16 protein-coding genes are annotated in these 23,016 nt (G+C 69.3%); 5 read left to right on the top strand and 11 right to left on the bottom strand.

What is annotated here, in order from left to right; translation table 11 throughout:
* Positions 1 to 41: 41 nt before the first annotated feature.
* Together OG555_RS32475 and OG555_RS32480 are read left to right on the top strand one after the other, a co-directional pair.
* On the top strand, positions 42 to 5,546 hold the full coding sequence (locus OG555_RS32475; protein ID WP_329476367.1) for an ATP-binding protein: 5,505 nt from the start codon (positions 42 to 44) through the stop codon (positions 5,544 to 5,546).
* 21 nt (positions 5,547 to 5,567) lie between these two features.
* The gene (locus OG555_RS32480; RefSeq protein WP_329476368.1) at positions 5,568 to 7,745 is read left to right on the top strand and encodes a transglycosylase domain-containing protein; all 2,178 of its coding nucleotides are present in this window, start codon (positions 5,568 to 5,570) and stop codon (positions 7,743 to 7,745) included.
* Positions 7,746 to 7,756: 11 nt separating this feature from the next.
* Here OG555_RS32480 and OG555_RS32485 read toward each other — a convergent pair whose 3' ends face one another.
* Both OG555_RS32485 and OG555_RS32490 read right to left on the bottom strand, forming a co-directional pair.
* Positions 7,757 to 7,945 (bottom strand): hypothetical protein, encoded by a 189-nt coding sequence (locus OG555_RS32485; protein WP_329476369.1) that lies wholly within the window; start codon positions 7,943 to 7,945, stop codon positions 7,757 to 7,759.
* 71 nt (positions 7,946 to 8,016) lie between these two features.
* Positions 8,017 to 9,924: a primary-amine oxidase gene (locus OG555_RS32490; protein ID WP_329476370.1), complete on the bottom strand. Its 1,908-nt coding sequence runs from the start codon at positions 9,922 to 9,924 to the stop codon at positions 8,017 to 8,019.
* A gap of 74 nt (positions 9,925 to 9,998) precedes the next feature.
* Here OG555_RS32490 and OG555_RS32495 point away from each other — a divergent pair, with 74 nt between their 5' ends.
* Positions 9,999 to 11,444 carry a gamma-aminobutyraldehyde dehydrogenase gene (locus OG555_RS32495; protein WP_329476371.1) on the top strand — a complete coding sequence of 482 codons (1,446 nt, stop codon included), beginning with the start codon at positions 9,999 to 10,001 and terminating at the stop codon, positions 11,442 to 11,444.
* Here the strand turns inward: OG555_RS32495 and lysA are convergent, their stop codons facing one another.
* The 7 genes from lysA to OG555_RS32530 all read right to left on the bottom strand — a co-directional run bounded on the left by lysA (position 11,445) and on the right by OG555_RS32530 (position 19,711).
* On the bottom strand, positions 11,445 to 12,689 hold the full coding sequence (gene lysA / locus OG555_RS32500; RefSeq protein ID WP_329476372.1) for a diaminopimelate decarboxylase: 1,245 nt from the start codon (positions 12,687 to 12,689) through the stop codon (positions 11,445 to 11,447). It abuts the gene before it with no gap.
* Positions 12,686 to 14,041 carry a pyridoxal phosphate-dependent decarboxylase family protein gene (locus OG555_RS32505; RefSeq protein WP_329476373.1) on the bottom strand — a complete coding sequence of 452 codons (1,356 nt, stop codon included), beginning with the start codon at positions 14,039 to 14,041 and terminating at the stop codon, positions 12,686 to 12,688. Before OG555_RS32505 ends, lysA begins: the two co-directional genes overlap by 4 nt.
* A 2-nt stretch (positions 14,042 to 14,043) precedes the next feature.
* Positions 14,044 to 14,964 (bottom strand): universal stress protein, encoded by a 921-nt coding sequence (locus OG555_RS32510; RefSeq protein ID WP_329476374.1) that lies wholly within the window; start codon positions 14,962 to 14,964, stop codon positions 14,044 to 14,046.
* A complete protein-coding gene (locus tag OG555_RS32515; protein ID WP_329476375.1) occupies positions 14,961 to 16,415 on the bottom strand; it encodes an amino acid permease in 1,455 nt (484 codons plus the stop codon). Before OG555_RS32515 ends, OG555_RS32510 begins: the two co-directional genes overlap by 4 nt.
* A gap of 83 nt (positions 16,416 to 16,498) precedes the next feature.
* Positions 16,499 to 17,524, bottom strand: a complete 1,026-nt coding sequence (speB, locus tag OG555_RS32520; RefSeq protein WP_328520186.1) for an agmatinase — start codon at positions 17,522 to 17,524, stop codon at positions 16,499 to 16,501.
* Between the two features lie 24 nt (positions 17,525 to 17,548).
* Positions 17,549 to 18,742 (bottom strand): serine hydrolase domain-containing protein, encoded by a 1,194-nt coding sequence (locus OG555_RS32525; RefSeq protein ID WP_329476376.1) that lies wholly within the window; start codon positions 18,740 to 18,742, stop codon positions 17,549 to 17,551.
* Between the two features lie 66 nt (positions 18,743 to 18,808).
* Positions 18,809 to 19,711, bottom strand: a complete 903-nt coding sequence (locus OG555_RS32530; protein WP_329476377.1) for a serine hydrolase domain-containing protein — start codon at positions 19,709 to 19,711, stop codon at positions 18,809 to 18,811.
* 89 nt (positions 19,712 to 19,800) lie between these two features.
* Between OG555_RS32530 and OG555_RS32535 the strand changes: the two genes are divergently transcribed.
* Positions 19,801 to 21,240 carry a biotin carboxylase gene (locus OG555_RS32535; RefSeq protein ID WP_329476378.1) on the top strand — a complete coding sequence of 480 codons (1,440 nt, stop codon included), beginning with the start codon at positions 19,801 to 19,803 and terminating at the stop codon, positions 21,238 to 21,240.
* A 6-nt stretch (positions 21,241 to 21,246) separates the two neighbouring features.
* Here OG555_RS32535 and OG555_RS32540 read toward each other — a convergent pair whose 3' ends face one another.
* Both OG555_RS32540 and OG555_RS32545 read right to left on the bottom strand, forming a co-directional pair.
* A complete protein-coding gene (locus OG555_RS32540; RefSeq protein ID WP_329476379.1) occupies positions 21,247 to 21,582 on the bottom strand; it encodes a hypothetical protein in 336 nt (111 codons plus the stop codon).
* 71 nt (positions 21,583 to 21,653) lie between these two features.
* Positions 21,654 to 22,043: a VOC family protein gene (locus OG555_RS32545; protein ID WP_329476380.1), complete on the bottom strand. Its 390-nt coding sequence runs from the start codon at positions 22,041 to 22,043 to the stop codon at positions 21,654 to 21,656.
* Between the two features lie 134 nt (positions 22,044 to 22,177).
* Between OG555_RS32545 and OG555_RS32550 the strand changes: the two genes are divergently transcribed.
* On the top strand, positions 22,178 to 22,972 hold the full coding sequence (locus OG555_RS32550) for a MarR family winged helix-turn-helix transcriptional regulator (protein WP_329476381.1): 795 nt from the start codon (positions 22,178 to 22,180) through the stop codon (positions 22,970 to 22,972).
* The last annotated feature ends 44 nt before the right edge of the window (positions 22,973 to 23,016 follow it).

The raw sequence follows: 23,016 nt of genomic DNA on the forward strand, positions 1-23,016 counted from the left end.
ATCCCAACCGTACAAGGCAGGGTGAGACACGGAGGCGGTCGATGTTCAAGCGTATCGCAGTAGTGAACCGGGGCGAGGCCGCGATGCGGCTGATCAACGCGGTTCGTGAGGTGAACGCCGAAGGTGGTGAGCAGCTCGAGACCGTTGCCCTGTTCACGGATGGTGAGCGGACGGCGACGTTCGTTCGCGAGGCCGACCTGACCTACCCGCTCGGCCCGGCGTCCGCGCGTCCGTACCTCGACCTGGCCGTGCTGGAGCGTGCGCTGCGGGAGACCGAGGCCGATGCGGCCTGGGTCGGCTGGGGGTTCGTGGCCGAGGACCCGGCGTTCGCGGAGCTGTGCGAGCGGATCGGCGTCACGTTCATCGGGCCGTCGCCGGAGGCGATGCGCAAGCTGGGCGACAAGATCGGGTCCAAGCTGATCGCCGAGGAGGTCGGCGTACCGGTCGCGCCGTGGAGCCGCGGGCCGGTCGAGTCGCTGGAGGCGGCCCTGCAGGCGGCCGGGACGATCGGCTACCCATTGATGCTCAAGGCAACGGCCGGCGGTGGTGGCCGCGGCATCCGGGTGGTCCGGTCCGCCGACGAGCTGACCGACGCGTACGCGCGCACCAGTGACGAGGCCGCCCGTGCATTCGGCAGCGGCGTGGTCTTCCTGGAGCGTCTCGTCACCGGAGCCCGGCACGTCGAGGTGCAGGTCATCGCCGACGGCCAGGGGACCGCGTGGGCGCTCGGCGTCCGGGACTGCTCGGTGCAGCGCCGCAACCAGAAGGTCATCGAGGAGTCCGCCTCCCCGCTGCTGTCCGCGTCCCAGGTCAACGATCTGAAGGCGTCGGCCGAGCGGCTGGCGCTCGCGGTCGGCTACCGCGGCGCGGCGACCGTGGAGTTCCTCTACCACCCGGGCGAGAAGACCTTCGCGTTCCTCGAGGTGAACACCCGGCTCCAGGTCGAGCACCCGATCACGGAGCTGACCACCGGGATGGACCTGGTGAAGGCCCAGTTGCACGTCGCGAACGGCGGCCGGCTGGAGGGCACGAAGCCGGCCGAGAGCGGTCACGCCGTCGAGGCCCGGCTGAACGCCGAGGATCCGGACCGTGACTTCGCGCCGTCGCCGGGGCGGATCGCCGTCCTCGATCTGCCCGCCGGCCCCGGCATCCGGGTGGACACCGGCGTGAGCGCGGGCGACAGCATCCCGGCCGACTTCGACTCGATGATCGCGAAGATCATCGGCTACGGCCGGACCCGCGAGGAGGCGCTGGCGCGGCTGCGCCGGGCGGTTGGCGCGACCACGGTGCTGATCGAGGGCGGCGCGACCAACAAGAGCTTCATCCTCGACCTGCTCGACCAGCCCGAGGTGATCGACGGCAGCGCCGACACCGGCTGGATCGACCGGGTCCGCGGTGAGGGCCGGCTGGTGTCGCACCGGCACTCCGGGGTCGCGCTGGTCGCGGCCGCGATCGAGGGGTACGAGGACGCCGAGCAGGTCGAGCGGACGCGGTTGCTGGAGACCGCGCACGGCGGCCGGCCGCAGGTGCAGCACGAGGTGGGCCGGGCGATCGACCTCAAGTTGCGCGGCGCGAGCTACCGGGTGACCGTGGCGCGGATCGGGCCGGACCGGTTCCGGGTCGGCGTCGGCACCGGCAACGACCACCTCAAGGTCGTCGACGCCGAGCTGGAGCGGCTGGACGACTACACGAGCCGGCTCGTCGTCGGCGGGCAGCGGTTCCGGCTGGTGACCGCGACGCACGGCCCGGTTCACCTGGTCGAGGTGGACGGTGTGACGCATCGCGTCAGCCGGGACGAGGGCGGCGTACTGCGTTCTCCCGCGCCTGCGCTCGTGGTCGCGACGCCGGTGCAGAGCGGCGCCGAGGTCGAGGCCGGTGCGCCGGTGCTCGTGTTGGAGAGCATGAAGATGGAGACGGTGCTGTACGCGCCGTTCAAGGCGACCGTGAAGGAGTTGCTGGTCGCCACCGGCAGCCAGGTGGAGACCGGCGCGCCACTGCTTCGGCTGGAGCCGGTGGCCGACGACGCCGGTGCCGAGGAGGCCGCTCCGGCGGAGAACGGCGTACAGCTGGATCTGCCGAACGGGTCGGGGGAGAAGTCCGCGGCCGAGCGGGTCGAGCGGGGACTGGACGACCTGCGCAGCATGCTGCTCGGGTTCGACATCGACCCGCAGGACCAAGGCGGAACCCTGGCCGGTTACCTGGCCGCGCGGTCGGAGCTGCCGGAGGCGCCGGTCGTCGCCGAGATCGAGCTGCTGAAGGTGTTCGCGGACTTCGCCGAGCTGAGCCGCAACCGGCCGGCCGGAGCGGATACCACGATCGAGAACCGGGTGCACAGCCCGCGCGAGCACTTCCACACCTACTTGCAGAGCCTCGACCCTGACCGGGGTGGGCTGCCGGCCGAGTTCCGCGCCCGCCTGGCCAGGGTGCTCGGTCACTACGGCGTGAGCGATCTGGAGCGCAGCACCGAGCTGGAAGAGGCGGTCTTCCGGATCTTCCTGGCGCAGCAGCGCTCGGCTCCCGACGTCGTGCTGGTGACGTCGATGCTGCAGCGCTGGATCGCCGAGCCGCGCCCGGAGGCGCCGCTGGACGAGTCGGCGCACGACCTGCTGGACCGGCTGGTGCTGGCCACTCAGCTGCGCTTCCCGGTGGTCGGCGACCTGGCCCGGAGCGTGCGGTTCCGGTGGTTCGACCAGCCGCTGGTCGACGCCGAGCGGGCGTCGATCCTGGCCGGGGTCGGTGACGAGGTCGCGGACCTCACCGCGCACCCGGAGGCGCCGGACCGGCAGGAGCGGGTCGACGCGCTGGCCGCCATCCCGGAGCCGATCGTCCGGTTCCTGGCGCAGCGGCTGGAGCGCGGCTGGGGGGAGCGCGAGCCGATGCTCGAGGTGCTGATCCGCCGGCACTACCGGGAGTACGAACTGCACGACCTGCGCGAGTTCGCCGTCGACGGGCGGCCGTTCGCGACCGCCGACTACACGATCGACGACCGGCCCAGCCACCTGGTCACCACGGTCGGCACGGTGGCCGAGGTCGCCGACCCGGACAGCGGGCTGGCCCGGGCGCTGACCGCCCAGATCGACGCCCGCCCGGCCGGGCACGAGGCCGTGGTCGAGCTCTACCTCTTCGGCCCCGACCTGGCGGAGCCGCAGCAGGAGGCGTCCGACCGGTTCCGCCGGATCGTCGCCGACCTGCCGATCGCCCAGCGGGTACGCCGGTTCTCGGTCGCGATCGCGCCCGGTCAGGACCGGCCGGTCTCGTATTTCACCTACCGCCCGGCCGGTGGCTCGGTGACCGAGGACGACAACGTCCGCGGCGTCCACCCGATGGTCGGCCGGCGGCTGAACCTGTGGCGGCTGCGCGACTTCCGGATCACCCGGCTGGAAGGGCCCGAAGACGTCCTGCTCTACTACTGCGTCGCGCGCGACAACGAGGCCGACCAGCGCCTGGTCGCGCTGGCCCAGGTGCGCCAGTTCGCCGTGGTCCGCGACGAGGACGGGCAGGTGACCTCGCTGCCGCACGCGGAGCGGGCGATCGCGAACTGCCTGGAGGCGATTCGCCGGGCCCGCACCGATCGGGGCGCGGCCGGGGCGAAGCTCGACATGAACCACGTCTGGGTGCACATCTGGCCGGTCGTCGACGCCCAGGTCGACGAGGTGACCGCCCTGCAGCGCAACATCGCCCCGCTGACCGCGGGCGCAGGGATCGAGGAGGTCCTCGTCCAGGGCCGGGTCGCGGCCCCGGACGGCAGCATCAACCCGGTCGCGGCGCGGTTCTACTACCAGCCCGGTGCAGGCGTCGTCACCTCGGTGGAGCAGCCGCCGACCGGTCGGTTGATGCCGCTCGACGACTACGCCCAGAAGGTGCAGCGGTCGCGCCGCCGCAACACCATCTACCCGTACGAGGTCAGCGGCATGGTCGCCGGTGCGGGCGGCTCCTTCGTCGAGTACGACCTCGACGACACCGGCGCCCTGGTCCCGGTCGACCGCCCCCGCGGCCTGAACACGGCCGGCATCATCCTCGGCGTCGTCAGTACGCCGACCTCGCGGCACCCCGAAGGTGTCACCCGAGTCGCGCTCAGCGGCGATCCGACGAAAGCGCTCGGCGCGGTCGCGGAGCGGGAGTGCTCCCGGATCATCGCGGCCCTCGACCTGGCCGAGCGGATGCGGGTGCCGGTCGAGTGGTACTCGCTGTCCGCCGGCGCCCGGATCTCGATGGACTCCGGCACCGAGAACATGGACTGGGTCGCCAAGGCGCTGAAGCGGATCGTCGAATTCACCCAGGACGGCGGGGAGATCAACGTCGTCGTGGCCGGCATCAACGTCGGCGCGCAGCCGTACTGGAACGCCGAGGCGACGATGCTGATGCACACCAAGGGCATCCTGGTGATGACCCCGGACAGCGCGATGGTCCTGACCGGCAAACAAACGCTGGACTTCGCCGGTGGCGTCTCCGCCGAGGACAACTTCGGCATCGGCGGCTACGACCGGGTGATGGGCCCGAACGGCGAGGCGCAGTACTGGGCGCCCGACCTCAGGGGCGCCCGGGACGTGCTGATGGCGCACTACGACCACTCCTACGTCGTCCCCGGGGAGAGCGGCCCGCGCCGGGCCGAGACGTCGGACCCGGTCGACCGCGATGTCACGACGTACCCGCACAGCGTGCCGGACAGCGACTTCAAGACGGTCGGCGAGATCTTCTCCGCGGCGACGAACCCGGACCGCAAGAAGGCGTTCGACATCCGCACGCTGATGCGGTCCGTGACCGACCTGGACCACCCGGTGCTCGAGCGCTGGGCGGGGATGGCCGACGCGGACACCGCGGTCGTGCAGGACGCGCGGCTCGGCGGGTTCCCGGTCTGCCTGGTCGGGATCGAGTCCAAGACGGTCCCGCGGCGTGGTTTCCCACCGGCCGACGGCCCGGACACCTACACGGCCGGCACGTTGTTCCCGCGGTCGTCGAAGAAGGTGGCGCGCGCGATCAACGCGGCCAGCGGCAACCGCCCGCTCGTCGTACTGGCGAATCTGTCCGGTTTCGACGGCTCGCCCGACTCGATGCGGAACCTGCAGCTCGAGTACGGCGCGGAGATCGGCCGGGCGATCGTGAACTTCGAGGGACCGATCGTTTTCTGCGTCGTGTCGCGCTATCACGGCGGCGCGTTCGTCGTCTTCTCGAAGGCGCTGAACCCGTCGATGACCGTGCTCGCGGTGGAGGGTTCGTACGCCTCGGTGATCGGTGGCGCGCCGGCGGCGGCAGTCGTGTTCGCCGGTGAGGTCGACGCCCGGACCGCAGCCGACGTGCGCGTTTCTTCGCTGGCAGAGCGAGTTCGGGACGCGAGCGGCGCCGAGCGGGCCGCGCTCGCGACCGAGCTGGCCGAGGTGCGAACCGCTGTCCGGGCTGAGAAGCTCGGCGAGGTGGCGGCCGGGTTCGATCGGGTGCACGACATCCGGCGTGCGGTCGAGGTCGGGTCGGTCGATGCGGTGATCATCGCGCCGGAACTGCGGCCAAAGTTGATCGAGGCAATCATCTCCGGGGTATCGGGAGTTTGATCGCTGGCTTAGCCTGGAGGTATGCGTACCGAGAGGGGCGGTCGCAACAAGGCTCGTTCGTTGATCACATTCATCGGGGTCAGCGCGCTGGCGGGCGCGCTGGCCGCGGGGCTGGCGATTCCGTTCGCCGGCTTCGCCGGGGTCGGCTCCCGAGCGGTGGTCGAGTCCGTGCAGGACCTGCCGCGGGAGCTCGACGTCGATCCGGTGGCCATCCGCAGCCGGATCCTCGCGTCGGACGGGACGCTGATCGCCACCCTGTACGAGCAGAACCGTGTGCCGGTGCCGCTGTCCGACATCAGCCCGATCATGCAGACCGCGATCGTGGCGATCGAGGACTCCCGGTTCTACGACCACGGCGCCCTGGACCTGAAGGGCACCCTGCGGGCGATGATCCGCAACCAGACCGAGGGTGAGGTGCAGCAGGGCGGCTCGAGCATCACCCAGCAGTACGTGAAGCTCAGCCTGGTCGAGAAGGCCAAGACCGCCGCGGAACGCGCCGACGCGACCGCGGTCACCTACCAGCGCAAGCTGACCGAGTTGCGCTACGCGATCGCGATCGAGGACCAGCTGTCCAAGGACGAGATCCTCGAGCGGTACCTCAACCTGGTGAACTTCGGCGACGGCTCGTACGGCGTCCAGGCCGCCGCCCAGCACTACTTCCGGACCACGGCCGCCAAGCTCACGCTGCCGCAGGCCGCGCTGCTGGCGGGCCTGGTCAAGAACCCGACCGGCTACGACCCGACCAACGACCTGGCCCGGTCCACGGCGCGGCGGGACGTGGTGATCCGGCGGATGCTCGAGCTCGGCGTGATCTCGCTGCACCAGGCCAACCAGGCGCTGAGGACCCCGGTGATCGACCTGGCCAGGGTCGAACCGGTGCCGAACGGCTGCGCAAACTCGCGCTACCCCTTCTACTGCGACTACGTCGTCTCGAAACTGCTGGAGAACCCGGCGCTCGGGGCGACCGTGAAGGACCGCGACCACTACTTGAAGACCGGCGGCCTGACCATCCGGACCTCGATCGACCCGCGGATCCAGGCGGCCGCGCAGGCGTCGATCAAGGAGCACAGCAAACGCACCGACACCGCGATCGCGGCGATCACGATGGTCGAGCCGGGCACCGGCGTGGTGAAGGCGATGGTGCAGAGCAAGCCGTACGGCAACGGCCGCAACCACACGAACTACAACTACAACGTCGAGAAGTCCTACGCCGGCGGGTTCGGCGGGTTCCAGAACGGCTCGACGATGAAGGCGTTCACGATCGCGGCAGCCCTGCAGAAGGGCTTCGCGATGGACTACCGGATCAACTCACCGGCGCAGATCGATCTGAGCGGGAAGAAGTTCACGACCTGCACGGGCTGGACCCGGGACCGGGACTACCGGCCGAAGAACTCGACGCACAGCGGCGACCTGACCATGGTCGACGCGGCCCGGTTCTCGACCAACACCTACTTCCTGCAACTGTCCCAGCGGACCGGCCTGTGCCCGATCGCGCGGATCGCGTCCCGGCTCGGGATGTACAACGCGCAGACCGGCGGGCCGCTCGACCAGGTCGTGTCGATGACGCTGGGGGTCGGCTATGTGACGCCGTTGATGCTGTCGAACGCCTACGCGACCTTCGCAGCCCGTGGCAAGTACTGCAAGCCGCTCCTCGTCGTGGCTGTGCGGGACAACGGCGGCCGGCCGATCGACACTCCGGGCGTCGAGTGCAAGCAGGCCATTCCCCGCGCTGTCGCCGACGGGGTCAACCGGGTGCTCAGTGCCGTGATGATGCCTGGCGGGACGGGTGGCCGGCTGCGGTTCGGCACCCGGGACATGGGCGGCAAGACCGGCACCATCCAGCAGAACCTGGCCGTCTGGTTCTGCGGCTACACCCCGAACCTGGCCGCGGCCGCAGTGGTCGCCGACGCGAGCATCCCGTACACGAACCTGATGTTCCGGCACACCCTGGACGGCGTGGACATCGCCGATCCGACCGGCTCGGGTACGGCGGGACCGCTGTGGGAGACAGCGATGCAGGGAGCACTGGACGGCATGCCGGTGAAGCGTTTCGTCGCCCCACCGGCAAAGATGATCCAGGGCCCGGCCTCGGCCAGTTCCGGCCAACCGAACCAGAACCAGCCGAACCAGAACCAGAACCAGCCGAACCAGAACCAGAACCAGAACCAGCCGAACCAGAACCGGCCGACCCCGAACTAGCCGCGCTGAGCCTAGCCCCCGTGCTCGTTGGTGTCCCTGAGCTTGCGCCCGGCGACGCTCCCGATCACCTTCCCCTTCGGGTCGACGATCTTGCCGTCGCCGCGCACACCGCCACCGGAGCCGGTGGCGGTCTTGGCCTGCCGCCCCTTCATCTTGTCGCCGTGCGGAATGTCGCGCCCACTCTTCCGGCCGAATGCCATGACGTCACCCCTTGTCCTCGGAACGGCTGAGTGCCGACAAGTTAGCGTCACGACAGGGTTCATCAAACGCTTCAGTGGCACACCTCGCCGTCGGTCTTCGTCGTGGGCGCCACGTCGATCGACGGGTTCTGGTCGAAGAAGCCGAACGGCTTGAGCCAGAAGGCGATCGTGTCGACCGGCATCACCGGCCAGTCCTCGACCCGGGTGACGTGGTGGATGCCGAACACGTACCAGAGCACGATGTCGGTGTTCTCCAGCAGTTCGTCGTCCGCGATCCACCGCGTCATCCCGTCGTCGACCGTCGACTGGGTCGGGTAGTCGCCGCACGGCCAGCGCTCCTCCTCGTGCTGCCGGGTCACCCAGACCGTGTGCCCGATCACCGGTGCGCGCAGGTACTGCGGCGTCTCCGGGTCCATCAACGGCGGGATCGACGCGCTCGGGACGAGCTTGTACGCCGGGTTCGTGCCGACGGCGTTGACCCGGTTCGGGTTGACCACCTTCCAGGATCGTTGGGTCGCCCAATTGAAATCGCGGGCGGCCTCGGACTCGGAGCGGATCGGCGTCGCCTCGGTGACGACTGCGAGCCCGTAGGGGTTCTCGGCCGAGACCGGCAGCGCCCGGGAGTCGACCTCCTGCACGGTGTTCCCCTCACCGTCCACGTCGAGATCGAGCCGCGCGACCAGGAAGTGCTGATGGAACGGCGCATATGTTTGCTTGTCCACCACAGTCCCGGTCGGTGGCGGCGTACCGTCCGCCGCGAACGGCGTGGTCACCATCAGCCCGGTCGCGCGGACCTCGCACTCGATGTTGCCGTCCTGGTAGAAGCGCCAGTAGATCAGGTACTCGTAGTTCGCCACGGTCGCGTGACACGACACGACCATCCGGCGCATCCGCCGTACCTCGGCGCCGGTCGTGTGATCGACGTGCTTCCAGAGGACGCCGTTGTCCTCCTCGTGCAGGCAGATCGCGTTCTTGATCGGGTACGGCTCGCCGCGCGTGTCATGCAGTACGGCGTCCAGGTACACGATCTCGCCGAGACAGTCGCAGCCCAGCTCGAGCGAGGTTGTCATGAATCCGAGACCCCATTCACCGATGTCGAACGCCGTACGCCGGTAGTGGTCGAACGACGCGTCCCGGTAGGGGACCACCATCTCGGTGAACGACATCCGGTAGGCGATGTCGCGGGTCGTGCCGTGATCGTCGTACGTGACCTGGTAGATGACCGGACCCTCGCGGTGGTTGAAGCCGAGCCGCATCGTCCAGTTCTGCCACGTCAGCTCGGTGCCGTCGACGGTGAACGAGACGCCCTCCGGCTGGGTGACCTCGAGCGGTTTGAGGTCGGTGCGCAGCTCGCCCGTCCATGGGCCGGGGGCGTACTCCGCGTTGACGTCCGGCTGACCGTGGTTGTGGTCGTTCTCGAGTTCGAGGAGCTCCAGCGTGTTCATGTCGACGACGACCTTCAGGCCGGACACCGGGTGTGCGTACGGGTTGCCGTCGGGGGTCTCGCGGTACCAGATGTCACACCAGCCGAGCCGCCGGTCGCGGTACCTCTCCGGCATCAACGCCTTGCCATAGGTCCACACCTCGATCAGCACCAGCGACAGGTCGGTGATGCCACGCTCGGCCAGGGCGGCGATCACGTCGGGATGAGCCCGCATCGCGTCGTCGACCTCGTGGTACTCGTCGACGGTGAAGTTGGGGGTGACGCCGGCGACCTCGGTCCACGAGACGACGCGGTCGCCGGTCAGGTCGACGACACCTTCCCAGGTCTGGTTGTCGGCCCGGTTCCACAGGACGGCGAACGCGGCCCGGGGAATCGGATCACCGGGACGCCAGGCCTTCACCGCGGCCTTGTCGGGCTCGAGCAGTTCGATCGCGGCGAAGCGCCAGGATCCGCCGAGCTCCTCGTCGCGGCGCAGGATCGCCGTGGTGTGCCGGAACTCGTGCTCGTCCAGCGGATCGAGTGGATGCGTCGCCATGGCCTTCTCCTGATTGGTAGCTGAGCCTAGATTGAGGGAACGGGGACGGGATCGTGCGCCGCGAGGGAGCTGTCATGCCGGACAAGCAGGTCTTCCACAACGTCATCGGCGGCACGATCCAGGCCGCCGCGTCGGGGGCGATGATGGACATCGTCAACCCGTCCACCGGCGAGGTCTACGCGTCCGCGCCGAACTCCGACGAGCATGATGTCGACCTGGCCTTCCAGGCCGCGGCGAGCGCGTTCGAGACCTGGCGCTGGTCGACGCCGAGCGAGCGGCAGCACGCGCTGCTGAAGCTGGCCGACCTGATCGAGGACGGCGCCGAGGAACTGATCGCGATCGAGAGCGAGAACACCGGCAAGCCGGTGGCGCTGACCCGCTCCGAGGAGATCCCGCCGATGGTCGACCAGATCCGGTTCTTCGCCGGTGCGGCGCGGGTGCTGGAGGGCAAGTCGTCCGGTGAGTACATGCGCGGATTCACCTCGTCGATCCGGCGTGAACCGATCGGCCCGGTCGCCCAGGTCGCGCCCTGGAACTACCCGATGATGATGTCGGTCTGGAAGTTCGCCCCGGCACTGGCCGCCGGGAACACGGTCGTCCTGAAGCCGTCCGACACTACGCCGGCGTCGTCGTACTGGATGGTCGAGCGGATGCAGGAGATCTTTCCGCCCGGCGTCTGCAACCTGGTCTGCGGCGACCGTGACACCGGCGCCGCGCTGACCAGGCACAAGGTCCCGCGGCTGGTCTCGATCACCGGATCGACGCGAGCCGGCATGGCTGTGGCGATGGCCGCCGCGGCCGATGTGAAGCGGGCTCATCTCGAGCTCGGCGGGAAGGCGCCGGTGGTGGTGTTCGACGACGCCGGCATCACGGCCGCGATCGAGGGCATCTCGGTGGCCGGCCTGTTCAACGGCGGCCAGGACTGTACGGCGGCCACCCGGGTGCTCGTGCAGCAAGGCATCTACGACGAGTTCGTGCAGGAGCTCACCGACGCGGCCCAGCAGACGCGGACCGGCTACGACCCCACCGACGAGGACATCCTGTACGGGCCGATCAACAACGCCAAGCAGCTGGGGCACGTAGCCGGCCTGGTCGACCGAGCGCCCGACCACGCCCGGGTGACCACCGGCGGCCACCGGATCGGGGAGACCGGGTACTTCTACGAGCCGACGATCGTCGCGGACCTGCAGCAGGACGACGAGCTGATCCGGACCGAGATCTTCGGCCCGGTCCTGACCGTACAGAGGTTCGCGGACGAGGACGAAGGACTCCGGATGGCGAACGACAGCGAGTACGGCCTGGCCTCCTCGGTGTGGACCACCAACGTCAACACCGCGGCCCGGATGTCCGCTCGGCTCGACTTCGGCTGCGTCTGGGTGAACACGCACATCCCGCTGATCGCCGAGATGCCCCACGGCGGCTTCAAGCACTCGGGCTACGGCAAGGATCTGTCGATGTACGGACTCGAGGACTACACGCGGATCAAGCACGTCATGCTCCATCACGGCTTCGAGGGCTGATCAGACGTCCCGGGCCATCAGGTCGTCCCAGGTCTCCCGGCGTACGACGAGACGCGCGGCGCCCTGGTCCGCGAACACGACCGGGATCCGGCGGTTGCCGTTGTAGTTGTTCGCCATCGTGTAGCAGTAGGCGCCCGTGGCGGGCACGGCCAGCAGATCACCCACGCGCGGATCGGCCAGCGGTACGCCGTCGACCAGGACGTCGCCGCTCTCGCAGTGCCGGCCGACCACGGTCACCGTTTCCGCGGGACCGTCGAAGCGCCCGACGATGCCCGCCTCGAACCGCTGCTCGAACAACGCGACCTCCAGGTTGTCGCCCATCCCGCCGTCCACCGCGACGAACGTGATCACACCCCGCTTCACCGTCGTGACCCGGTAGATCGTGGTCGCCGCCGTACAGACCATGCTGCGTCCAGGCTCGATGATCAGTTGGGCGGAGGCGGGGAGGTGCTGCCTCGCCGCGCCGATCAGGGCGTCCAGGTACGCCGCCACCGTGGGCGGCTCGTCGGCCCAGGTGTACCGGGCGCCGAGCCCACCGCCCAGGTCGTACACCTCGAACTCGCCGAGCCGGGCGACCGGCGCGACCGACTCCGCGAACGGTTCGACATCGAGGATCTGTGAACCGACATGGACGTGCAGTCCGCGCATCCGCAGCCGTGGGCTGTGCTCGATCCGCTGGATCAGCCGGGCCGCGTCGGGCGGCGCCAGACCGAACTTCGAGCCCTCGTGCCCGGTCAGCACATGGCTGTGGGTGTCCGCGGTGACGCCCGGAATGATGCGCACCAGCACGTCCTGCGAGCGGCCGGTCGCTTCCAGCCGGTCCACGTCGTCTGCGTTGTCTACCACGACCAAGCCGATGCCGTGGTCGACCGCGAGCGCGATCTCCTCGTCGCTCTTCGCGTTGCCGTGCAGCACGATCAGCGCCGGATCGACACCGGCCTTCAACGCGGTGAGGATCTCGCCGCCGCCCGCGACATCCAGGCCGAGTCCTTCCTCGACCATCACCCGCTGGACCGCCGTACACGGGAAGGCTTTGGACGCGAAGACGACACGGGAGTTCGGCCGGCGGGCGGTGAGCTCGTCGCGGTACTCGCGGGCGCGGGCTCGGAGTGCTTCCTCGGCGACGACGAGGACCGGCGTACCGAAGTCGGTGGCGAGGGCGTCCGCACGGCAGCCGCCGATCACCAGGGTGCCGTCCGCGTCGAGCCGGCTCCCGGCCGGGAAGAGCGAGAGCAGGTCGCTCATGGCTCGGTCCGGGCCAGCACCTCGCGAACAACGTCGAGGCTGGTGCCGGGATGGAGGAACGCGAACCGGCCGATCGTCTCGTCTTCCCACTTGCTCGGCGGGATGAACGCGACCTCGTCCTCGTGGAGTTGCCGCGCCCACTTGTCGTAGTCCTCACCCGACCAGCCCAGCCGCCGGAACAGGACGACGCCGAGGTCGGGCTCCCGGATCAGTTCGAGGTGCGGCGTGGCCTTGATCAGCCCGGCCGTCTCCCGGGCCAGGCGTGCCGCGGTCTCGATCGCTTCGCGGTACGCGTCCACGCCGTACACCGCGAGCGAGAACCACAGCGGCAGACCGCGGGCCCGGCGGGTCAGGTGGTAGGCGTAGTCGGTCGGATTCCACTCGCCGTCGGACACATGGATGACGTCCAGGTACGACGCGTCCTGGGTGTGCGTCGCCCGCGCGAGCCCGGGATCGCGATAGATCAGGGCGCAGCAGTCGAACGGGGTGAACAGCCACTTGTGCGGGTCGAGGATGAACGAGTCGGCCTGCTCGATCCCGGCGTACTTCGGCCGGAGTGAGCGCGCGAAGATGCCGGAGCCGCCGTACGCGCCGTCGACGTGGAACCACCAGCCGTGCTCGTGGGCGAGCGCGCCGCAGCCGGCCAGGTCGTCGATGATGCCGGCGTTGGTGGTGCCCGACGTACAGACGAGGGCCGCGATGTTCGACGGATCCGGATCGGCGGCGACCGCGGCCCGGACGGTGTCGGCGGTGAGCCGATGGTCGGGCGTGTCGACGACGAGCGCGTCCAGCTCCAGCAGACGCAGGGTGTTGACGATCGAGGAGTGCGCGTCGGTGCCGACGATGACGCGCAGCCGACGATCGGTCCCGAGCCGCTTCTTCGCGGTTTCCCGGGCGACCGCCAGCGAGGAGAGATTGCCGGCCGAACCGCCGGAGACGAAGCAGCCACCCGCGCCCGGCGGCAGCCCGGCTTCGTCGGCGATCAGCCGGAGCACGGTGTTCTCGGCCGCGATCGCGCCGGCGGCCTCCAGCCACGAGATGCCCTGGATCGACGCGCAGGACACCAGCATGTCGAACAGCAGGCTCGCCTTCGTCGGCGCCGCCGGGATGAACCCGAGGAAGCGCGGGCTGTCGGCCGAGATCACGCTCGGCGCGATGACGGACGAGTAGACCCCGAGCACCTCGTCCGGGTGCCGCGGTGCGTCGCGGATCAGCCCGTCGAGCCGTTCGTACAGCTCGTGCGCGGGGAGCGTGTTGCGGTCGAGCGGCACGGGATCCATCCGCAGCCGGTTCTCGGCGTACGCAAGGACGCTGCGCACCATCTGCTCGGTCGTCTGGTCGACTTCGTGCATGGTCAGTCCTCGGTGGCTTGGCCGGCCAGCTCCTCGGCCCGGCTACGCGGGACGACCAGGACCGGGACGGGGGAGTGCCGGAGGATCTTGGTCGCCCGGGAGCCGAGGAACACCCGCGCGACCGGCCCGAGGTCGCTGGATCCGACCACCAGTACGTCACCGGGATCCCAGCCGACGTCCTCGATCGCCTCGGCCCAGGTCGGGCCGGACCCGACCACCGTCTCGACGGCGCGCGGCTGCTCGGGCAGGTGCTTCACCTGCGCGAGCGTGGCGGTCACGGACTTGTCCAGCTCGGCCCGCCACTCGTCCATCACCAGATCTTCGGAGTCGGTGCCCAGCCTGGTCGTGTACGCCGGCCGGGACCACACGGCGAACGTCGCGATCCGCAGCGATGCGCCCAGGTCAGTGCTGATCGTGGCGGCCGCGAGTACCAGGTCTTCGGCGCTTTCGGTGCCGCCGAAGGCCGCGGTCACCCGCGCCACGGTCTGGTCGCCCGGACACCGGAATCCCCGCGTTGCCAGGGCGAGCGAGACATGCGAGCTGTGCAGGAGCCGGTCCGTCACACTGCCGAGCGCGATGTGACCGAACACGCCGGCCGACGACGAACCGAGCACGATCAGCCGGGCGTCGTGCTCTTCGGCGATCTCGAGCAGACCGGCCGGCGCGGACCGCGCGCTGTGCCGGATGTACGCCGTCGGCGCGTCACCCGGCAGGAAGCTCCGGGCCCGCTCGAGGGCCTGGTCCGCGCCCTGCGCAAGGTGGTCCTGGTACTCGGCGTCCACGCGCGCCAGCCCCGGCACCCACGGCGCCGGTACGACGCTGCAGACAATCAGATTGTCGTGCGCCGATCGGGCCAGCATGGCCGCCAGATGCAGGGACGCCTTGCCGCGCTCGTCGGAGCCGTAGCCGACGATCATCGTCATGGCTGCGGCCCGTCCTCGTCGTGGATCAGCCCGACGTGCTCGTGCCGGCCGAGGTGCGAGTGCTTGAAGCCGTAGAAGAAGTAGAAGGTCAGGGCGACCGCGAGCCAGATCAGGAACACCCAGATCGTCACCGCGCGCAGGTCCTTGATGATCCACAGGCAGCCGGCGATCGACAGGATCGGCGTCACCGGATACCCCGGCACCTTGAAGCCGCGCGGCAACTCCGGATGGGTACGGCGCAACACGATCACGCCGATCGACACCACCAGGAACGCGACCAGCGTGCCGATACTCGTCATCTCGGCCAGGAAGTTGATCGGGATCAACCCGGCCAGCAGGCAGATCAGCACCGCGACGATCACGGTGTTCGGCACCGGCGTGTGGGTGCGCGGGTTCACCCTGTGGAACAGCTCCGGAATCATCCCGTCGCGGGCCATCGCGAACAGGATGCGGGTCTGCCCGTAGATGACGATCAGCGTGACGCTGAAGATCGAGATCACCGCGCCCGCGGCCAGCACCGTGGCCGGCCAGGTCGACCCGGTGACGTTCTCCAGGATCGCCGACAGACCGGCCTCCTGGTTCTCGAACTGGCCGGACGGCTGGGCGGCGACCGCGACCAGCGTGACCACGATGTAGAGCCCGGTGACCGTGACGAGCGCGATCAGGATCGCCATCGGCATTGTCCGCCGCGGGTTCTTCACTTCCTCACCGGCCGTGGAGACCGCGTCCAGGCCGATGTAGGAGAAGAAGATGATGCCGGCCGCGGAGGTGATTCCGCTGAGGCCGAACGGGGCGAAGTTCGCCAGGTTGTCGGAGTTCCAGCCCTTCAGCCCGAGGACGACGAACAGCAGCAGGACGCCGATCTTGATGCACACCATCACCGCGTTGGTCTTGGCCGACTCGCTCGCGCCGCGGATCAGCAGCAGCGTGCAGAGCGTGACCAGGATGACCGCGGGCAGGTTGAACACGCCACCCTGCTCGGGCGCCTGCGAGAGGTTGTCGGGAATGGTGAAGCCGAAGATGTTGTCGAGCAGTTCGTTCAGGTACTGCGACCAGCCGACCGCGACGGCGGCAGCGGACACGCCGTACTCCAGCAGCAGGCACGCAGCCACTCCGATCGCCGGCAGTTCGCCGAGCGTCGCGTAGGCATACGAGTACGACGAACCCGAGACGGGGACCGCACTCGCCAGTTCGGCGTAGCAGATCGCGGTCAGCCCGGCCACCGTACCGGCGATCACGAACGACCAGATCACCGCTGGTCCCGCGACCGGCACGGCCTGCGCGAGAACGAAGAAGATTCCGGTGCCGATGGTGGCGCCGATGCCGAACATGGACAGCTGGAACAACCCGATCGAGCGGACCAGTTCGCTCTGGCCGGTGTCCGAGCCGCTCTCCTGCGCCATCTCCGGGACCGGCTTGCGGCGGAACAGTTGCTGCAGAGTCATCGCCATGGTGCCTCCCCTCGACGGAGGTGCCCACCCGTCCCGCCACCGTTCTTCGGAGTGTGGCACCCGCGTTCCGCGCAGGGAACAGGTCAGCCCGGCTCGGGACGATCGCTCAACAAGGGGTGAGCGGGATCCCACCGGGTGCCGTCGCGTTCGTCCTGGCGCTTGCGGGCGATCGCCGACACCGCTTCCAGTACGACGCGATTCGCCAGCGCGGCCGTGATGTCGGCGTGGTCGTACGGCGGACTCACCTCCACCACGTCCATCCCGACCACGGGCAGTTCGAGGCAGATCCGCCGTACGGCGTCCAGCAACTGGCGCGCGGTCAGGCCACCGGGCTCGGGCGTCCCGGTGCCGGGGGCGTGGCCAGGATCGCAGACGTCGATGTCGACGGACAGGAAGACGCCGTCGCAGTCGTCGGTGGCGATCGTGAACGCCTCGGTCAGGCACTCGTCCAGGCCGCGGTGCACGATCTCGGTCATCTCGTAGGACCGCATCCTTTGCTGGGCCATCCAGTCCAGCGTGTCCGGCGGCGGCCAGTACCCGCGCAGCCCGATCTGCAGGAACCGGTCGCCGCGCAGCGCGCCGGACTCGATCAGCCGGCGCATCGGCTGCCCGTGTCCCCACAGCGAGCCGAACTCGATGTCGCCGGTGTCCGCGTGCGCGTCGAAGTGCAGCATCGACACCCGGCCGTGGCCGAGCACGTTCGCGACGCCCTTCGCGTCCGGGAACGCGATCGAGTGGTCGCCGCCGAGCACGATCGGGATGGCACCCGAGCGGGTCACCCGCTCGACCGCGGCCTCGAGCGCGGGCAGCGCGACCTCGATGTCGCCCGAGTACATCTCGACGTCGCCGGCGTCGACGACGTGCAGGTCGACCAGGCCGTCGGTGCGCAGCGCCAGGCTCGGCCGCGATCCGTCATGGCCGAGGTAGTCCCGCATCCGGATCGCCATCGGCCCGAACCGGGCGCCCGGCCGGTGCGACGTCCCGCCGTCGAACGGCGCCCCGAGGATGACCACCTGCGCATCCGCGTACGACGCCGGGTCGTCCAGATCGCAGACCGGGACTCCGAGAAAGGTGAAGTCCGGGCCGAACTGCTGGCCGTAGCGGCTCATCTTCGGAGTCTCGCACCCCGGCCATCAAGCGTCCAGGCGCGCGCCGATCGCTCCGAACGCCCGCAACGTGTCGATCAGGTACGCCGTGTTCTGCGGGTCCGGCCACGACGAAAGCTTCACGCCGACAGTCCTGGTTGCGCGTTGGACGTAGACCATCTGGCCGTGAATCCCCAAGCAGACAAGGGCTGTCCCGCGTTGGGTCGGCACGAACCAGAACTGGTTGCGATACCACCCACCGGGCAGCACGGCCTCGTTGTCCGTGCCCGCGAACGCGTCCCGCACAGCGAGGGGCGGCTGCCAGGCATCGGTGAGCCACTGGGCCGGCACCACCTGAGCACCATCGTCGAGCAGCAGTTGACCGAAGCGGACGAGATCACGGGCGATCGCCGAGATGCCACCGTCATGCACCGCGGAACCGACCGGATCACAGGTGATGTCGGCGTCCTGCTCGGCGCCCATCGGGATCCACACCAGGCTCGACACGAGGTCCGCCATCCGGGTCCCGGCCGCGCGCTCACACACCCAGCCGAGCATGTCGGTGTCGGCCGAGCGGTACGTGAACGGTCCGCCGTGGTCGGCCGCCGTACCCAGCGTGGTGAGGTAGCGGTACGTGCCGACCGGATCGCCGTCGAGGCTGGGTCGCCAGCCCATCGACCGCTCCATCACGCGGACCTCGGCGTCGACGGCCTGGTAGGTCTCGCTGAACGCCACCCCGGTGCGCATGTCCAGGAGATCCCGGACGGTCGCGCCGTCGTACCCGGACCTGGCGACCTCGGGCACGTACGTCGTCACCGGAGCCATGGGATCGAGTACGCCGCGATCGGCGAGGATCCCCGCGACACAGCCGACGATCGACTTCGACACCGACATGAGGAGATGTGGAGTGTGTGCGGTCATCCCGGCCAGGTACTGCTCCTCCACGATGACGCCGTCGTGCAGGACGATCAGCGCGTCGGTCCAGGTGTCGGCGAACACTCCGCCGGCGCGCGTAGTCGATCCGTCGAGGCGGGTGACCGGGGTCGCCTCCACGGTCGGGTCGAGTGCGGTGGTGAGTGGGCTGACAGTGGCCGGATCGGCCGGGATCGCGTGCGTCGGCATCAGTTCGCGCATGTGGCGGAAGGCCCAGCGCACGTTCGGCGGGTCCTGCCAGCCGGCCAGGTCGACGAGAGTGTCGTCCGGCGGCGGAAAGCCTGTCATCCGGTCGTCGGTGGCTTCCATGCGACTACCATCGCACCATGCTCTCGCCGGGCACACTGCCGACCCATGGTGTTTACCACAGCTCGCTTATCTGAGCCGGTCGAGGATCAGCTCGTGGATCGCATCGAGCAGGGCTACCTCTGCCTCCGAGTGCGCGGTGACCGTGACGGTGGTTCGTGTCTCGGGGCAGACGAGAGCATATTGGCCGTAGCGGCCGTCCATCCGGTAGACGCCGGCTCGGTCGATCCAGACGCCAAGCCCGTAGCCGAGGGTGAACCGCTCGCCCCAGTCGAGAGCGCTGGTGTCGACGCGTTCGACCGGCATGCGTCGGACATAGGCCGCCGGCAGAACCTGTGCGCCGTTCCACTCACCTTCTTGCAGCAGCAACCTGGCAAAGCGGGCGAGCTCCTCGGTGCGAAGGAAGAGGTCGCTTTCGGCGAACGGATAGCCACCTGGACAGGTGTGCCACGGCGGGTTGTGCAGGTCGAGCGGTGCGAACAGGCGGGGCAGGAGGTAGGAGCGCACGTCGGCGCCGGTGACCCGCTCGACGACTCGGCTGACTGCGTAGACGCCCGAGCCGGTGTAGGCGAACCGGCTCCCGGGGACCGCGTCGAGCGGCGCGGCGACGATCTCCTGGAGCAGATCCGGGGCCTCGATCCGCTCGTCGGCGTACCACTCGTGGCTCGTGCCGCTGGTCATGGTCATCAGTTGGCGCAGGGTGACTTCCTCGACCCCGTCGGCGGCGATCGGCCGGAGTTCGGGGAGGTGATCGAGGAGCCGGTCGTCGAGAGTGAGGCGTCCCTCGGCCTCGGCGAGTCCCACCGCGACCGAGGTGAACGTCTTCGCGATGGAGTAGAGGTTGACCCGGTCGTCGGAACGGACCCGGCGCTCGACCGGCGGTCCGCCTTCGCGGTACAGGTGGATCCCGTACACGCCCAAGCCCCGCTCGCGATCGGCGCGGAGGAAGTCGTCGAGCACATCGTCGCGCACGGTCGAACCGTACCTCTCACCGGCAGCCGACGCGATGACAGGGCGTTCCCACGGACCTACTGTGAAAGGATCAGGGGAGGGGTGGGGCGATGAACCCGAAGCTGAACGGCATCGCCGAGATCCGTACGTTCTTCCGGACCAACACCCAGCCGATCTATTTCTTCGGCCCGACCGCGTTCAACCTGCTCGGCATCGACCGCTGGGTGCGCAACTTCCAGTACGTCGTCTACTACGACTCCTGGGACGGCGCCCATCCGCGGGTGTTCGCGCCGAAGAACCAGCCGTACGTCGAGTTCGAGTCGAGCGAGCAGATCAACAACTACCTGCTCCGCGATCCCGAGGTGCGGACCCATCTGCAACGGCGCGGCGGTACGCCGATGATCGTGATGGTGTTCTTCGACGAGGAGACCGAGGAGATCTGCCGCGAGCTCGGGTACGAGTTGATCATGCCCTCGGACGAGCTGCGCCGCCGGCTCGACTCCAAGATCGTCACCACCCAGCTCGGCAACGAGGCCGGCGCACCCTCGGTCCCCAACGTGATCGGCACGGCCTCGTCCTGGAAGGAACTCGAGGAGCTCGCCGCGCTGAACGAGCTCGGCCGCGACCTGGTCGTCCAGACGCCGTACGGCGACTCCGGCAAGACCACGTTCTTCATCGCCGGCAAGAAGGACTGGGAGAAGTACGCCGGGGACATCGTCGGTGAGCAGCTCAAGGTGATGAAGCGGATCGACAACAAGGCGGCCGCGGTCGAGGCCTGCATCACCCGGCACGGCACCATCGTCGGGCCGTTCATGACCGACCTGACCGGCTATCCCGAACTCACGCCGTACAAGGGCGGCTGGTGCGGGAACGACCTCTTCCCCGAGGCGCTGACGCCGGTGCAGCGGGCGCTCGCGATCGACCACGTCCAGCGGCTCGGCGACCGGCTCGCGCGGGAGGGCTACCGCGGGTTCCTCGAGATCGACGTCCTGGTCGACCTGGCCACCGACGAGGTGTACCTGGGGGAGCTGAACCCGCGGATCTCCGGCGCCTCCTCGATGACGAACGTGACCGCGGGCGCGTATGCCGACGTACCGCTGTTCCTGTTCCATCTGCTCGAGTTCATGGACGCGGACTATGTCGTCGACGTGACCGAGATCAACGATCGGTGGCGTGACCTGGCCGCGGTGGACGTGTGGGCGCAGCTGATCATGAAGGAGCCGGCCGACCGGGTCGAGCGCATCCTGCAGGCGCCCCGGACCGGGACCTGGCACCTCGACGAGGACGGCCGGTTCGAGTTCGTTGGCGTGAGCAACGACTGGCACGACGTCACGCACGAGGACGAGGCCTTCTTCCTCCGCGTCTACGGCCCCGGCGACTACCGCTTCAAGGGCGCCGACCTCGGCATCCTCGTCACCAAGGGCCGGATGCAGAACGCGGAAGGGCTGACCAGGCGGAGCCGCCGCTACATCGCCGGCATCCGCTCCCAGTACGTCTCCGAGACCCTGCCCGAGCCGCCGGCCCTGGTGCCGATCGGCTACGTGAAATAGCCGCGGCTACAGAGGCCTGAGGTCCGAGCCGGGGATCCAGGCGACGCGGCCGTCCTTGTCGCAGAAGCGGCCGAGCCACTCACCGTTGTCGCGGATCCAGACGTCGAGCTCGCCGTTGGTCCACTCGGCCCGCTGGACCGGCTGGGCCGGGTCCACCTTCCGGACGGCGTCGGCCGGTCGCGGACCGTGAGCGTCGTACTGGACATCGAGATCACTGGCTATCCGATGCGCCTCCGTCTCGTCGTCGATATCGATCGCACGCCACCCGTTGACCGCACCGTCCCAGACGCCGAATCTGTTCGATCCGTCGTCGGACGGGCGCACCGTGAACCGACCAAGCATGTTTTCAGATTACCGCCTCTTCGAACACATGTTCTAGTCTTGATGTCGACAGGACATGTGTGCGATGGCGATCAGGGGCGCCGGCCGGCCAGCACGCAGAACTCGTTCCCCTCCGGGTCGGCCAGGGTGACCCAGCTCTCCTCGCCGGTCTGGCCGACGTCGGCGTGCCGGGCGCCCAGGTCGAGCAGGCGGCGGATCTCTTCGTCCTGCTCCCGGTCGGTCGGGTTGACGTCGAGGTGGAGCCTGTTCTTGATCGTCTTGCCCTCGGGCACGCGCGCGAAGGTCAACGTCGGTGGCACCGGGCCCAGGCGGTCCTTGCCGTCCGGCACCAGCGGCGAGCCGATGGTGATCACTCCGCCCTCTTCGTTCTGCACCTCGTAGCCGAGGACCAAGCACCAGAACCGGGCGAGACCGCCGGGATCGGCACAGTCGATCGCAAGCTCGGTGAACTTACTGGTCATATCAGGACTCCCGCTCGAAACTGTCGTATCCGGGCCGTGTTGTTCGTAGCCAGGGTGAGAGGCCGCCCACGAGGGCGCGGTCGCGACCACAGGAGATGCCGACGATGCCGCACCCACAGGCCAAGGTCCACCGTATGTTCGAGCTCGTCGAGCCGATCGCCACCGTCACCTTCTCCGAGGTGCCGACCGAGGCGTTCCTGGCCATCGGCATGCGCAACTACTGGGACGGGTACTTCGCGGGCCGGGCCGCGCCACTGGGGCTGGCACCGGCCGAGGTGGTGCACGCGGTCTTCTACAACTTCGCCGACGGCGAGGTGGCGCGCCACATCCCGTGGGTCTGGGGGAAGACCACCCCCGAGGAGGCGATCGCCGTGCGCGAGCGGGGCAGCGCCGCCGCGCTGCGGCAGATGGTCGGGGAGCTACCCGACTCCTCCGGTCTGGTGCGGGTCGCAGACCTCGCGACCCGCGCGGCGGTCAGCGCGCCGACCGAGGGTCGAGTGCTGTACGCCGGGCTCCGGGCGCTCGACGTACCCGAGGAGCCGGTGGCCAGGCTCTGGCACGCGGCGACTCTGCTGCGGGAGCACCGCGGGGACGGCCACAACGCCGCCCTCGTCGCCCACGGCATCGGCGGCACGGAAGCCCACGTCCTCCTGGCTCTCTCCGTCGGAATGAGGCCAGAGGAGTTCGGCCGGATCCACCACCTACCCAAGGCACAGCTGGCCGCTGTCGTCGACGGGCTGCGCGGCCGCGGCCTTGTGGACGCCGCCGGTGGGTTCACCGACGCCGGCCGGAAGACCAAGGAGCGGATCGAGGCTCTCACCGACGAGCTGGCGGCGCCGGCCTACGACGTGCTCGGCGCGGACGAGCTCGACGAGCTGGTTGCGGGGCTCGAGCCGATCGCCGCCGCGGTAGAGGCCGCCGACGACTGAGTTTCCCCCAGTCGACCTCTACTTTCGGGCTTATGGGAACATAT

The organism is Kribbella sp. NBC_01484 (assembly GCF_036227145.1).
Taxonomy (GTDB): Bacteria; Actinomycetota; Actinomycetes; order Propionibacteriales; family Kribbellaceae; genus Kribbella.